Origin of the sequence: Paenibacillus roseus, from assembly GCF_016424485.1 — a bacterium.
Lineage (GTDB): Bacteria > Bacillota > Bacilli > Paenibacillales > Paenibacillaceae > Paenibacillus_D > Paenibacillus_D roseus.
The window spans coordinates 132,015-145,030 of the sequence record NZ_JAELUP010000016.1; the positions used below are offsets into that span (position 1 = coordinate 132,015).

Sequence of the window (13,016 nt, forward strand, 5' to 3'; positions counted from 1 at the left end):
GCGCTTTTGTGTTCAGAATGTACGTTCGGACCCCGGCCTAACCGAAACCAACATAACACAAGAAAAAGACCGCTTTTCAGATGCAAGCGGTCTTAGAAATCATTTAATTTTGAAGTCTTTTATGTCGAGCAACTATAGCGGAAAAGAAAATAATCATTAGAGCTGATGCAAAAGGAACGAAATCGGTTTGATAAAGTACCCAGTCAACAATAGCTCCAACAAGAAAAATGGATAAAACGAAAATGCTACTAATATAATTTGGTCGTTTAGCTTTTTTGAAAATCATGCGAATAATCAGTACAGCTATAACAGCATAAAAGCCTATAAGTGCAAAAATACTAATTAATGCAATCGCTAAGGTGGACATATTAACGCACTCCTTCAATCATTATGATTGATTCTAGCTGTTCTTTGTTACCTCATAGTAGGGGACTAATAACCAATGTATGTTCAAGGTTACCCCTTTGGAATTGTTATGATGTTCTAAGCTGTTAGATACTAGCAAAGCGCCAAGTGAAACCAAAGCCCCAGCAGCAGTTGCGGCCCAAATTTGCGGCCCACCAACAAGATTAATCAGCAATGCGGCAAGGGTAGCCTCTGTGGCAAAACCAGCAGCGACTTGCCTTAGTGAATAAATAAGGTCTTTAGTTTCCGACTGGCTCATGGTCAAGGCAACCCCCCACCAGTAGGTACCAAAGCTTGCTCTTGGTGAAATCAGATCGCCTGATTGTGTCGGTGGAGTAAAGTTGCCGTTAGGTACAACGATTTTATTATCAAGGTCAATTACAGATGCGCCGATAGCAATTGAACTGTTTAAAACTTCAATTCCGCTTTCAACTAAGGCATAAGTTTCCGCGGATACTACATCTTTACCCGCTGCATCAAGTTTCAATCTTCCGTTAGACACGGTAATGAAAGAATCTAATGCTTGGGATTCACTAATAGCATTATGCTGGATACTCCCTCCTAATTCAATTGACAAAATTTTGTCTTGTGGCACCACAATGTCATTAGATGCTAGAGCAGGCGAGACTGATCCAAAAATTAAACCTAGAGACAATACACCGGACAACAACATTTTCTTCATTACACAAATTCTCTCCCTTAATTGGTTTATTTTTGATGCACTTAAAATATTCTATCCAACTAAGGGTAATCCTTCTTATTTACAAAAATGATACCAATTTCCTAATTTCAAATTTGAGTCAAAAGACCTTCGAGTGCTTTTTTATTGCAAACCAACACAAGGAGCTGATAGATCTAGGAATGACATTCAGAGATGAAAAGATGAGACAAGCACTTGCGCAAGCTGTTATTTCAGAGCTCAATCTGCGCAGAATGTTCTTCCAGAAGGGCCGACATTCCCCAGCGCCGCCCGTATTCACTGAGGTACTGACCGATGAGGAGAAGCTTGAGAGGATGAAGGCCATGATTCCGACGGCTAATCCTTGAGAGCGGCGCTTCTATGTTGAGGGAATGTTCCCGACGGATTGAATAGAATAAGCGGCAGGGCCTGGTGCTATTGCAATTCCTCCCTTGACCAATGTCATATCTTGTCCGATACTGGAAGGTGTTGGATGGTTTTGTGTGGAACTTGAAGTGAGGTGATGAAAATGGAGTTTGTAGTTTCAACCATTATTGCAGCGGTAACGCTACTCTTTACAGTAATCAAGCATATTCATGAAAAAAAGGAATCACGCAGAAATACGGAGTTTGAACAATTTAGACAAGTAATTGACAGGGTTGCAGGTCGGTATCTTGATGGGACTCTAATGGTTGATGTTCAACAGATTTCAGCAGTATATCAATTACTTGAATTTAAAAGGTTTAATCATATTTCGATACCTGTGCTGCTACATTATATGAATCGCTTTGCTGAAGGCGATAATTCATCGTTTAGAATAGCTGTAGAAGACGTGTATCACCAATTATCATAAGAGCTATGAAGTATACTGCTTTTTTGACCCTTATTTTCCTTTCAAATAAATAAAAAAAGAGCCGGGGGTGCTCCCATCACAGCTCCCTTGCATCATACCATATATTGTCGGATTTTGGTGGTCAGTGTATGATTGTGGTAGGAGGGATTATAATGATCGTAGAATATGTAAACGACATGGGTATTATTATTCACACAGAGGTAGTGGAGGATCATCAGTATCTTCAAGTTTTATTAGCAACGTTGAACAGTCAGGGGAAAATAAATCTGAGATGGCCAGATACTGACGAATACTTTAATGGACGTTTTGTTGAAGCAGTGTTTGATGTAGAGATAAACGAAGAGGGAAAAAGAACAGATACAAGAATAATGCTTTACTTTGATCAAATTATTGAAAGTTGAGGCGTCCTAGAGGCGCTTTTTTTATTGGGAGGGAGTCCTTACATGAACATTCAGATCATTCCAATATCGCAGATCAACCCGGCAGCCTACAACCCGCGGGTGGATTTGAAGCCCGGTGATCCGGAGTACGAGCAGCTTCGCGGCAGCGTGGAGCAGTTTGGGTACGCGGAGCCGAGCGTCTGGAATAAGCGAACTGGCATCGAGCCGGTGTTGATCCGCCAGACTGAACCTGCAGAATAAATAAAAAGGAGAGGCGCTTGAACGCCCCTCCCCCTCACCCAGATAACCCCGGCTGAGATAGTGGAAACCGTGGCCACGGATTCGTCAAGCCACTATCTCGTTTCCAATCATACAGGAAAGCCGAGGTTACCACAATATGGCAGAGCAAAAACACGATGATTTGTTACTTCAGCACGAGCTTGAGGTCATGCAAGGTATTATCGAATCAAAGGAGCAATACCGTCGCATCATCAAGGCCGCAGTTGCCCGCTGGGTAAGAGACTTCCAGGAGAACCGTATTGAGATTAGCACCGTCGACGACCTCCGGAAGCTGATCGAGCTGGATATAGAGCTGCAGAAGGATATTCTTTAATTCCTCCTTCAGTTTCAATTTGATCGATTGCAACAGAAAATTTCTTGAGGAAGCTCTTTCTCCTGTTAGAAATATAGAGATGAGAGCCATATACCGTGAAGAGTATTACAAAAATCAATGCCAGTATAGAAATGTTATAAAAGAGATCTGTTGAAACTCCTGCTAGCGCATTGCTTATTTTTTGTTTCAATTCAGATTCTTCAGGAAGAACAGAAACAATCGCCATAGCTGCTGCAATAAGAGAAACCTGAACAGCTGTAATTCCAACGATGCCATTAACTAAGTTTGTCTCAAACGTCTCGTCTCCGTAGTAGTAGCGAACATTATTTTTCAGTTCTCTGTAACAGTAATCAGACAATACTTTAGCGTTACAGTAAATTGATTGTATTGATTTAATCATTCTCTTTTTTTCTTTAATGGTGAGTCGATTACCGAAGGATTCAAATACTTTCTTTTTTATTTTTCTACTATGCATTAATTCAAAGAAAACAATAGAAGCTGCGAAAATTAGTACAACAATTAACATAATTAAAAGAATCAATTATATTATCTCTCCTTCAATTGAAAATATATACCTATTATCGGTCACGGGGGTGGTGATATGTAGTGGCCAGAGAGCGGCGGGACGATGAAGCTAAAGGACGTCGCCGCCGCTCTTTCATTTCGGACATCTCAGATCAGCGAGCCAGCTAGGCAGTCTATTTCATTGAAGGGAGGTGAATGAGATGTCAAAAAGCGATGAGCAGCTTATGCTGGAAGAATTCAAAGCTAAGAAGGCTGCGGAAGCTGCGGAGAAGCAACGTCAGGAGCAAGTGTTGAACAATGTGATGGCATTCGCTAAAAGCATAGGGAAAGAGCAGCAAAAAGCCGCGGAAGGCCAGGCTTACTATTTCAATCAACAGAGTAGGAGGCGGACCATGTTTAAGGAACTGGAAGAATTTCAGAAGAAGGCACAGCAGGCGAGAGAGCGTCAGAATGTGTTCAAAGCGGATCTGCAGAACAAACGGAACGAGTATGTGTGGCAGCAACAATTGTACCAGCGGATGCTTGAGGAGGAAGTCACCGGGGAGGCGGAGCATGGGATTGAAGAACTGAATGCAGCTACCCGGCGCCTTGCGGATCTCGATAAGGAAATTGAAATGGCAGAGCTGCGCGTGAAGAAAGTGGAGTCGGGGCGGCAGAGCAGTTGGAGCGCTGATCTGGGGTATTCGGAGTGGTGCGGACCAAGCGTGTTCCGAACTGAATGCGGAACTACTGCCACTGTTTGATGAGGTGCGGAGACACAGGGCTCAGATGCTTCTGACGCTGCAGCGGGCCAATTTAATTTATACGAAGCTGTTCGCTATTACGGAAGGTATACGTAAAGCGGAACGGAATGCAGGAGGACAGTATAGTCACTATAGTAAGTCTTTTGATATCCGGGAGTTATTCAGTGACGTTCTCCAGACAGTAGAGCAAGAGGAGAAGATCGGTATTCTGCCGAACTTCCCCTCCCCTTCTTCTTCACCTCAATCGATTCTGGGAGTACAGGAAAATATATAGCTTCTCTACCATTATCGAACTCAATATACTCTTCATATGTTTTGTAGCTTGTTTTGCGATTTTGTCGTGACCATATTTGCATCAGAACCACCCCGAAATCATCGGAGTCTGAAAATTTAACTTCCTATATATATGCGAAAATCTGAGCGTATCGTAACAGAACATGAAAGAGCGTAAGAAATACGGTCTTAAAGCGGCTCGTCGTGTACCACAGTTCTCCAAACGTTAATATCCCTTGTGTATCAAGGAATCTCAGCCCTTGGCCCTCGCTGGCCAGGGGCTTTGTTTTTGTTAGGGCAGTTCAAAGCATGTAATGTAAAGAGCCTTGTTGTGGTTACACGACTCCCTTGCAATAGCCGCTTTTACGCGGAAGCCTTTTACAATAGAAATAGAAATACGAGCAAATAGACTGCATCCCTGTGTGAGAGGGGCGGTCTATTTGTCTTTATTTGTTTTCCAAACAGAATGCTCCGCATATTGATAAATGTAGCTGAATGTGAATCCGTGTGTCTCTTTTAAACAAATCTGATCTTGATCACCATGAAATTAAATTTATTGAACATTATTCCTGTAAGACGTATACTAGTAAAAAAGTACATCATTTTACTAGGGATTATAGCGGAGGTCATACGTATGAATCTGTTTGAGAAAGAAACGCTTATCAAGCAAAAGGTCGATGAGCTTGAGAACGCAACGCCAGAAGATATCATTCGCTATGCAGTTGAGACATTTCCTAACATTACGTTTGCTTGCAGCTTTGGCGCGGAGGATGTCGTTCTGGTCGATATGCTTCAGAAGATCAGCCCGAAAACGGACATTTTTTACCTCGATACGGATTTTCACTTCAAAGAAACCTATGAGACCAAAGCACGGCTTGAGCAGCATTATAACTTGAAATTTGTAGAGGTCAAACCTCACATTACTCCCGAAGAACAAGCTGCTGAGCACGGTGAAGAGTTATGGAAAAGCGATGCAAACCGCTGCTGCGAAATTCGCAAGGTGCAACCGCTGACACAAATTTTAAGTAATTATGAAGCCTGGATTACTGGAATCAGACGTGATCAGGCGCCTACTCGGGCAAATGCCAAGAAAATTGAGTATGATACGAAGTTCGGTCTGGTGAAATTCAATCCGATTGCAAGCTGGACTAACGAGGATGTATGGAACTATATCCGCGAGCATCACGTGATTTACAATCCTCTGCACGACAACAATTATCCAAGCATTGGCTGTGAGCATTGCACGCGTCAGATTATGCCAGGTGAGGACCCGCGCGCAGGACGATGGTCCGGCAATGAGAAGACAGAATGCGGATTGCATAAATAAGGATAATGAACGGGAGGATTTTCACATAATGAGTACAATCAAGCCCCATGGCGGCAGCCTGATTAACCGTATTGCTACAGGCGAAGAAAGAGAACGGCTTTTGAAGGAAGCTGCCGGTATGAAATCCATAACGATTAATGCATGGACGGTTTCAGACCTCGATCTGATCGGCGTAGGTGCTTTTTCACCACTTCAAGGTTTTTTGAATGAAGCAGATTACAAATCCGTTGTGAATAATATGCGACTTGCCAACGGGACCGTATGGAGTATTCCCATAACACTGGCTGTAGATGAAGCCAAGGCTGCCGAACTTTCAGCAGGGGAGCAGGCGGCATTGATTGGTGAGAACGGTATCATCTACGGGATTATAGATATTGAGGATATTTACAGCGTAGATCAGAGACACGAGGCAGTACAAGTATTCAAAACTGATGACCTGGAGCATCCTGGTGTTCAGAAGCTGCTCTCCCGTCCGGCAACCTATGTGGGAGGGCCAGTACAGGTATTGAATCGTCCGCAGCCGGAAAAATTTGAAGAGTTCTACTTCGACCCTGCGGAGACACGCCGCTTGTTTGCTGACAATGGCTGGCGCACAGTCGTTGGCTTCCAGACACGCAACCCGGTTCATCGTGCGCATGAATACATTCAGAAGAGCGCGATGGAGATCGTAGATGGATTGTTCCTGAATCCGCTTGTGGGGGAGACCAAATCGGACGACGTTCCCGCGTCGGTCAGAATGAAAAGCTATGTTGCATTGCTGGAAAATTACTATCCGGCAGATCGAGTGTTCCTGGGCGTTTTCCCGGCAGCTATGCGCTATGCAGGTCCGCGTGAAGCGATTTTCCACGCTGTCGTTCGCAAAAACTACGGCTGCACACATTTTATCGTCGGCCGTGACCATGCAGGTGTAGGGGATTACTACGGTACGTATGAAGCCCAGGATCTCCTTCGCTCCTTTGCCTTGGAAGAATTGGGCATTACACCATTGTACTTTGAGCACAGCTTCTTCTGTACGAAATGCGGCAATATGGCTTCCAGCAAAACATGCCCGCATGACAAGGAGCATCATTTGACCCTGTCCGGCACCAAGGTTCGCGCGATGCTGCGGGACGGCGTATGTCCGCCGCCGGAGTTCTCGCGTCCTGAGGTTGCGAAAATTCTGATTGAAGGCATGTCAGAACAGCCAGTCAGCTAATTCTTCGCAGTTTCTAACGCTTCTCCCGTAACTAGGGGGAAGCGTTTTTTATTCAGTCTATATAAGTTGAATGAAAGAAACACAGGCTCTGCCTGATATTCTTTCATTCAACTTATATAGGGTACGCTGGCAATTTGCATAATGATCCCCCTCGTCCCATATAGATGGTAAAGGGTGTGAAAGCCGGTCCGCATTTGCTGACAGGCATGGCTCCAGCTTTACTTTTTTGGAATAGTGCGAGGGGGATAGCGCATGAGAAAGAAGACGAAACGCCGGATTATCATATGGCTAAACTATCGGGGAGCCTTGCGCATTGCAATGGGAATGCTAATGGTTGCGCTGACAATTATATTGCTCACGCAGGAAATACCTTCCTCGCGGACTTGGACGTACTGGACACTGCCGTTGTCCGGCAAGGTCATTGCAATTGATGCAGGCCATGGGGGTGTAGATGGCGGCGCTGTCAGTAGGCAAGGACTGGTAGAAAAAGATTTGAACCTGGCGATCGCGCTATATTTGCGTGATTATTTGCAGGAGGCGGGGGCGCTTGTTTATTTGACCCGGGAGGGAGACTATGATCTCGCTGAGGAAGGGACGCGCGCTTACAAGAGGCGCAAGACAGAGGATTTGATCAAGCGCGTAGAGCTGATCAAGGAACACAATGCCGATGTTGTGCTTAGCATCCATATGAACAGTATTCCCCAACAAAGGTGGAGCGGAGCTCAAACGTTCTATTACCCGAACCATTCGGATAATCTGTCGCTTGCCTCATTAATCCAAGAGGAAATCAAGCGGAATCTGGAAAACACAACCCGTTCAGCAAATACAGCCAAAACCATTTACCTCTTGAAATCGATTGATAAGACACCGACTGCCCTGGTTGAGGTTGGTTTCCTGTCCAATCCGAATGAAGCGCGACAGCTTGGAGATGCGGCTTATCAGCGCAAGGTAGCGGCCTCGATATATCAAGGGGTTTTGCGGTTTGTGTCCGGGGAACGGTTGCCTGCAGCGAAACCAGGCTCTTAATTCATTATACCTCCAAAATGTATGGTATAATGATGGACATTGGTTTACTATAACGGCAACCGCAGAAAAGGTGTGATTTTACGGTATGGCAACAAGGGAGCAAGTATTGGAAGCGATCGCCCAGGTAGTTCAGGCAGGAGAGTCAGCAGCCGAATCTGATGCGTTTATCATACGAGATGTTGTAGTCAAGGAACTGCAGGTGTCCCTTACAGTTCTGTCGAACAATGCCTCTGTCCAGAGTACGCTGGAAACGGCGCTGAGCGCTGTCCTGGCGCCATTGGGTATTGATACCATCCATGCAAGGTTCCGTCCCCTCGAAGAGCGTCCTGAGGCGTCTCAAGCGTCCGTGGGGAACCAGACGAAGCAACCAGACAATGCCCCTGGCAGCACGGCATCTGAGCCGGTTCGCGGGCATGGCGCAGGCATGGAGGAGCATCAGCTGCTTCATCCTGACAGTGGGGTACAATTTATCGCTGTTGCAAGCGGCAAAGGCGGCGTAGGCAAGTCTACAGTAACAGTTAATCTAGCTGCTGCTCTGGCACGCAAAGGAAAAAAAGTCGGCATCATTGACGCAGATATTTACGGTTTCAGTGTTCCAGATATGATGGGAATCGAAGAGCGGCCCGATATTTTGAATGATCGCGTTGTTCCGATTCGAAGCCATGGGGTACAAGTCATGTCTATGGGCTTTTTTGTGGAAGATAACAATCCGATTGTCTGGCGAGGACCGATGCTTGGAAAAATGCTTCGCAATTTCTTCAACGAAATTGCATGGGACAAGCTGGATTATATGCTGCTTGATTTGCCTCCGGGGACTGGGGATATTGCACTGGATGTGCATCAGATGATCCCCCATAGCAAGGAAATTATAGTGACAACCCCTCACGCGACGGCGGCTTTCGTAGCGGCAAGAGCCGGCGCCATGGCGATCCAGACGGAGCACCAGATTATCGGAATAGTGGAGAATATGTCTTACTATACTTGCGGAAATTGCGGAGAGAAGGATTACATCTTTGGCCGCGGCGGCGGCGGGCGTCTCGCCGAAGCGCTCCATGCGGATCTGCTGGCTCAAATCCCGCTCGGTACACCGGACAATCATCCGTCTGAACCAGACTTCTCACCGTCTATATTTAAAGAGAATACACCTATAGGTCAACTGTATATAGAATTGGCTGAACAGGTTATTGCAAGATGCGATAGCGAATCGGCTGAAACATAATCCATAATCAATATGCAAAATCGGGCTAATCCACTGAAGCGATTAGTCCGATTTTGCTTGTATGTTGTTCGATGAGCGTGGCAGCATATCATCAAGTATTGCCATCGCTTCCGCTCATGTTTCCCTGATTCTCTTCTTCGCCTTGGCTCTTGTCTTCGCCAGATTTTACTTTCTCGTCCGGCTTTGGCTTTAGCTCTTCTTGCACGGCTTTTTTCAATAAATCAAGCATTTGCAGACGGACAAGCGGACTTTGCATACTCTCCTGCATGATGGCGTTAACATGCTTGCGGTACTGGGTACTCTGAAGCACATCCAGAATAACACGCTCCATTTCGGGATTTTTCATCACAGTCAGCAAATCCTTCTGATAAGCGGGGTCCTTCAGCAAATCCTTATGAATTTGTTTGTTTTGCTTGTTCACTGATTTCGCGAATTCTCCGGCAAAGCGGGGATCTGTCATCAATGTCTGAATGACTTTATCGTAATCCGGGGAAATGAGCACTTCCTTGACCGCCATTCTGATTTGCTCATGATCCTGGACAGACAGCATCCCCATCTGGCTGCCGGAAGCGCCGCTTGATTGGATTGTGGACTCCTGAAGCGCCTTTTGGGCATCTTCTGTCTTCAAGATGTCAATAACCATCGATTTCATATCCTTGTAGCTGAATTGCTGCCCGCCGGATGAAGGCTCGGATCCACAGCTCGAAAGCAAAAAGGCCATAAGAGCAGAAAGGGCTAAAAAAGGCCATTTTTTAGACATGATACGCGATTCTCCCTTCATGTTGCACAGCTTGCGTTTCATGGAATTAGTATGCTTCAATGTTCATCGGATTATCATTAGGGGGAATTAGCTTTTTTCGCTAGACATGGTAAAATAAACGGAGTGAATAAGGGAGGGTAATACGAAGTGAACCTGAAAAAATTGTTCTTTTTATTTTGGACCTGTATGGCTGTAGGTGCGATTGCAACGACAGTGACCGGTGCGGTCATGCAATGGACCGATCCGTCCTTCGGATTTTTGGGCTTTAAAGTGGCAGGTTTCAATGCGGCTATGATGGCCCTGGTCGGCACGATGATCGGAGCCTTCAGTCAGATGGGCTTTTTTGCGTATCTGATTTTAAATTATATTGCCTTGAGCATCTTCCGTAAAAAATATTTATGGAATGCATTTCAAGCGTATACAACTGTATTTTGCGTCTTCGGTCTTGGTTACATGCTCTATAGCAAACGTGAAGTTTTGAGCAGCTACCTGTTCCTCATCATTCCGACAGCGTTGGTACTTTCTACGCTAGTGGTATGCTATTTCAAAGTGACACAAACGAACCGTTCAGCATTTATTCCCACTGCTTTTCTCATGTTTACGGTCACCTTTATTGAAGCCTGGCCAGCTATGAGCGACGGGAATGCCAACACACCGGGTATTATTTTCATGTTTGTTCCTTTGTTTGTATGCAATGCTTATCAGATTATGATGCTTCACCGAGTATTAAAAAATAACCAAACGACCGAATCTGCCCAAGAGGCAAAAACAGTCGTTTAGTTTAGAAATAATCAGAACTGTTGTTTGTTCAAATCAAGCGGGGAGGTTGCTGACTTGTCAGGCACGATCTTGCCGCTTACCTCTGTTTGATTAATAAGCTGATTGACCGATGCGAACTCATAGCCCTTGGAGCGCAGTTCTTTTATAATCGTCGGAAGCGCTTCATGGGTATGAGTGGCGGCATCGCTGGCATGCAGTAAAATAATATCGCCGGGATGGGCGCGGCTGACAACACGTTCGACGATTTTTTCTGTTCCAATGTTCATCCAATCCATAGAATCCGTATCCCATTGAATGACCTTGTAATTCAGTTCACTGGCAATTTGCAGCACTCGTTTATCAAAATCACCGTTAGGCAGACGAATCAAATCCGGCGTTTTGCCGGTTACTTGACTAATGATCGTGTGGGCGGTCTGGATCTGATTGCGTATCTCCTCGTCGCTAAGCTTGCTGTAGTTTTCATGCTTGTGGCCGTGGCTTCCAATTTCATAACCTGCTTCAACAATTTTCTGAACAATCTCGGGGTGGGATTTGCTCCAGACGGAGGAGACGAAGAAAGTGGCATGATTAACGCCGTTTTCTTTTAGTGTTTTAATAATTGGCTCTGTCCTCGTATCGCCCCAACTGATGTCAAACGTAAGCGCCACAATTTTCTTGTCGGTTGGCACACTATAAATTGCGGCCGGTTGCTCGAGGGAAAATACCGTGATGTTGTCTTTTTCCGCGTAGACGACCCCTGCAGCAAAGAGAAGGGCCACAAAAATCAGGAAGTAGCGTTTTACTTTCTTTCCGTTAATTACATAAAACATGTTCATTGGATACAGACTCCTCTCGTAAGAGCTTGTTTTAGTACAATCTATGCTCGTACGCCTCAGTTATTCATGAATGGACAAAATGATTAGGAGGCTCGGACTATGTTTTCGCCTAAGACATTTATTTTGCATCTTCGTTCCATGAGCGGTTACATCGCCTTTTCTTCCATCCTGTTTCTTGCGGGGATCGTGATTGGAGGGACAAACGAAAGGCTGGAGGCTTATATTACCAGTCAGCTTCAAGCGCTCGGAAGCATTTCGCAAGCGATTGAAAGCAGCGCTAATCCGGGTATGGCTGCATTTGCATTCATTTTCTTCAACAACACGATTAAAAGTATTCTGATTATGTACTTGGGGGCAGCTTTCGCACTTGTGCCGATTTTTTTCCTCATTGTCAATGGTATGATACTCGGTTATGTGTTTACGCACCATAATCCGGATTATAATACATTCGAACTTATTGCCAGAGGAATTCTGCCTCACGGTATTTTGGAAATTCCGGCGATTATCATTGCTGCGGCTTACGGCATAAAGTTTGGGACATTGACGTTTAAAGGAATCGGGAACCTTGTTCAGCGCAAACAGGGTTTTGGGGCTATCTATGAGCAGTTTGCGATTCGAACGGTGCCGCTCATGGTTGCTCTTGTTATCGCTCTGCTTGCGGCTGCAGTTATTGAAGCCACAATTACTCCTTGGTTGTTGAACGGAATGAAAATGTAAAAGCATGTAATAAAACTTCCAAAATCTGAGCATAACAATAAAGCAGTGTGAACGCATATCTCGCGGCCGCTGCTTTTTAATCTTTTTAGAAGCAACATATTCGGCCGAGGCGATGCCAATTTTGACTCCCAAGAGAATATTCCCGCGGATAGCCACCACTTTACATGTTGTTTCGTTGTCAACCCGAAGGAGGTCCAACAGAAGAACAATGCTAGGGATTTTATTTAACGACAAGGAATGCCGTGAGCTAGATTACGTGCTTCGCAAAGAATTGGACGAGATGCTGCTGGACCTGAATGATGTCAGAATGGATGGAGAGATTAAGAAAGCTATTGCAAGCCGGTACAAGGTAATCTTCCGCATGTATGCACGAATCGCTTCGCCTAAAGAGCTGTCCAGATATGCCCTGAACAACAGGAATTACCGCTAAAACTTCAAAAACATTGCAAAAAATATTCACAGGTCTTGACGATGGCGGTTAAAATGTGGTAAATTATCATTCGTCCCGCTTGGGATGAGTTGCTCTCGAAAAAAAAGTTGAAATTAATACTTGCAATGTTCTAGAGACCTGTGATATATTATAAAAGTCGCCGCTGAAACGGCAGACAAGCTAGAAAGAAAATAATTTGTTCTTTGAAAACTGAACAACGAGCGAAATGCCCTGTGACTTGAAAGAGTCGCAGAACAGCAACAAACGAAATGAGCT

19 protein-coding genes and 1 pseudogene are annotated in these 13,016 nt (G+C 45.0%); 15 read left to right on the forward strand and 5 right to left on the reverse strand.

The genetic code is table 11. The annotated features are described in order from the left end of the window. Positions 1-103: 103 nt before the first annotated feature. Both JFN88_RS07015 and JFN88_RS07020 read right to left on the reverse strand, forming a co-directional pair. Complete coding sequence (locus JFN88_RS07015; RefSeq protein WP_199018607.1) at positions 104-367, reverse strand: hypothetical protein; 264 nt, start codon at positions 365-367, stop codon at positions 104-106. Positions 368-400: 33 nt separating this feature from the next. After that, positions 401-1,087, reverse strand: coding sequence for a hypothetical protein (locus tag JFN88_RS07020; RefSeq protein ID WP_199018608.1), 687 nt, complete (start codon positions 1,085-1,087; stop codon positions 401-403). A gap of 200 nt (positions 1,088-1,287) precedes the next feature. Between JFN88_RS07020 and JFN88_RS07025 the strand changes: the two genes are divergently transcribed. From JFN88_RS07025 to JFN88_RS24430, 5 genes are all read left to right on the forward strand, one after another. Further along, positions 1,288-1,452, forward strand: coding sequence for a hypothetical protein (locus tag JFN88_RS07025; RefSeq protein ID WP_199018609.1), 165 nt, complete (start codon positions 1,288-1,290; stop codon positions 1,450-1,452). 161 nt (positions 1,453-1,613) lie between these two features. Then, positions 1,614-1,937, forward strand: a complete 324-nt coding sequence (locus tag JFN88_RS07030) for a hypothetical protein (RefSeq protein WP_199018610.1) — start codon at positions 1,614-1,616, stop codon at positions 1,935-1,937. A gap of 152 nt (positions 1,938-2,089) precedes the next feature. Beyond that, positions 2,090-2,338, forward strand: coding sequence for a hypothetical protein (locus tag JFN88_RS07035; protein WP_199018611.1), 249 nt, complete (start codon positions 2,090-2,092; stop codon positions 2,336-2,338). Between the two features lie 42 nt (positions 2,339-2,380). After that, positions 2,381-2,578 carry a ParB N-terminal domain-containing protein gene (locus JFN88_RS07040; RefSeq protein WP_233167500.1) on the forward strand — a complete coding sequence of 66 codons (198 nt, stop codon included), beginning with the start codon at positions 2,381-2,383 and terminating at the stop codon, positions 2,576-2,578. A 136-nt stretch (positions 2,579-2,714) separates the two neighbouring features. Continuing rightward, positions 2,715-2,930, forward strand: a complete 216-nt coding sequence (locus JFN88_RS24430) for a hypothetical protein (protein ID WP_233167502.1) — start codon at positions 2,715-2,717, stop codon at positions 2,928-2,930. Here JFN88_RS24430 and JFN88_RS07045 read toward each other — a convergent pair. Beyond that, positions 2,863-3,471: a hypothetical protein gene (locus JFN88_RS07045; protein ID WP_199018612.1), complete on the reverse strand. Its 609-nt coding sequence runs from the start codon at positions 3,469-3,471 to the stop codon at positions 2,863-2,865. The genes JFN88_RS24430 and JFN88_RS07045 overlap by 68 nt on opposite strands. Before the next feature lie 184 nt (positions 3,472-3,655). On the opposite strand from JFN88_RS07045, the gene JFN88_RS07050 reads away from it, so the two are divergent. The 7 genes and pseudogenes from JFN88_RS07050 (at position 3,656) to salA (ending at position 9,238) form a co-directional block, all read left to right on the forward strand. Further along, a complete protein-coding gene (locus JFN88_RS07050) occupies positions 3,656-4,198 on the forward strand; it encodes a hypothetical protein (RefSeq protein WP_199018613.1) in 543 nt (180 codons plus the stop codon). A 25-nt stretch (positions 4,199-4,223) separates the two neighbouring features. Further along, a complete protein-coding gene (locus JFN88_RS07055) occupies positions 4,224-4,472 on the forward strand; it encodes a hypothetical protein (protein WP_199018614.1) in 249 nt (82 codons plus the stop codon). A 163-nt stretch (positions 4,473-4,635) separates the two neighbouring features. Beyond that, positions 4,636-4,701, forward strand: a pseudogene (gene rpsI, locus JFN88_RS07060) (30S ribosomal protein S9); the annotation flags it as partial. A gap of 404 nt (positions 4,702-5,105) precedes the next feature. Then, entirely contained in the window at positions 5,106-5,798 is a 693-nt protein-coding gene (locus tag JFN88_RS07065; RefSeq protein WP_199018615.1) for a phosphoadenylyl-sulfate reductase, read from the forward strand. Between the two features lie 28 nt (positions 5,799-5,826). Next, entirely contained in the window at positions 5,827-6,993 is a 1,167-nt protein-coding gene (gene sat, locus JFN88_RS07070; RefSeq protein WP_199018616.1) for a sulfate adenylyltransferase, read from the forward strand. A gap of 252 nt (positions 6,994-7,245) precedes the next feature. After that, a complete protein-coding gene (gene cwlD / locus JFN88_RS07075) occupies positions 7,246-8,019 on the forward strand; it encodes an N-acetylmuramoyl-L-alanine amidase CwlD (protein ID WP_199018617.1) in 774 nt (257 codons plus the stop codon). Between the two features lie 85 nt (positions 8,020-8,104). After that, a complete protein-coding gene (gene salA, locus JFN88_RS07080) occupies positions 8,105-9,238 on the forward strand; it encodes an iron-sulfur carrier protein/transcriptional regulator SalA (protein ID WP_199018618.1) in 1,134 nt (377 codons plus the stop codon). Positions 9,239-9,329: 91 nt separating this feature from the next. Here the strand turns inward: salA and gerD are convergent, their stop codons facing one another. Next, on the reverse strand, positions 9,330-9,998 hold the full coding sequence (gerD, locus tag JFN88_RS07085) for a spore germination lipoprotein GerD (RefSeq protein ID WP_199018619.1): 669 nt from the start codon (positions 9,996-9,998) through the stop codon (positions 9,330-9,332). 147 nt (positions 9,999-10,145) lie between these two features. Here gerD and JFN88_RS07090 point away from each other — a divergent pair, with 147 nt between their 5' ends. Beyond that, positions 10,146-10,778, forward strand: coding sequence for a KinB-signaling pathway activation protein (locus JFN88_RS07090; protein ID WP_199018620.1), 633 nt, complete (start codon positions 10,146-10,148; stop codon positions 10,776-10,778). Between the two features lie 11 nt (positions 10,779-10,789). On the opposite strand, the gene pdaB is transcribed toward JFN88_RS07090, so the two are convergent. Next, positions 10,790-11,593, reverse strand: a complete 804-nt coding sequence (pdaB, locus tag JFN88_RS07095; protein WP_199018621.1) for a polysaccharide deacetylase family sporulation protein PdaB — start codon at positions 11,591-11,593, stop codon at positions 10,790-10,792. Positions 11,594-11,692: 99 nt separating this feature from the next. On the opposite strand from pdaB, the gene JFN88_RS07100 reads away from it, so the two are divergent. After that, the gene (locus JFN88_RS07100) at positions 11,693-12,310 is read left to right on the forward strand and encodes a stage II sporulation protein M (RefSeq protein ID WP_199018622.1); all 618 of its coding nucleotides are present in this window, start codon (positions 11,693-11,695) and stop codon (positions 12,308-12,310) included. A gap of 208 nt (positions 12,311-12,518) precedes the next feature. After that, entirely contained in the window at positions 12,519-12,740 is a 222-nt protein-coding gene (locus JFN88_RS07105) for a hypothetical protein (protein WP_199018623.1), read from the forward strand. Positions 12,741-13,016 lie beyond the last annotated feature (276 nt).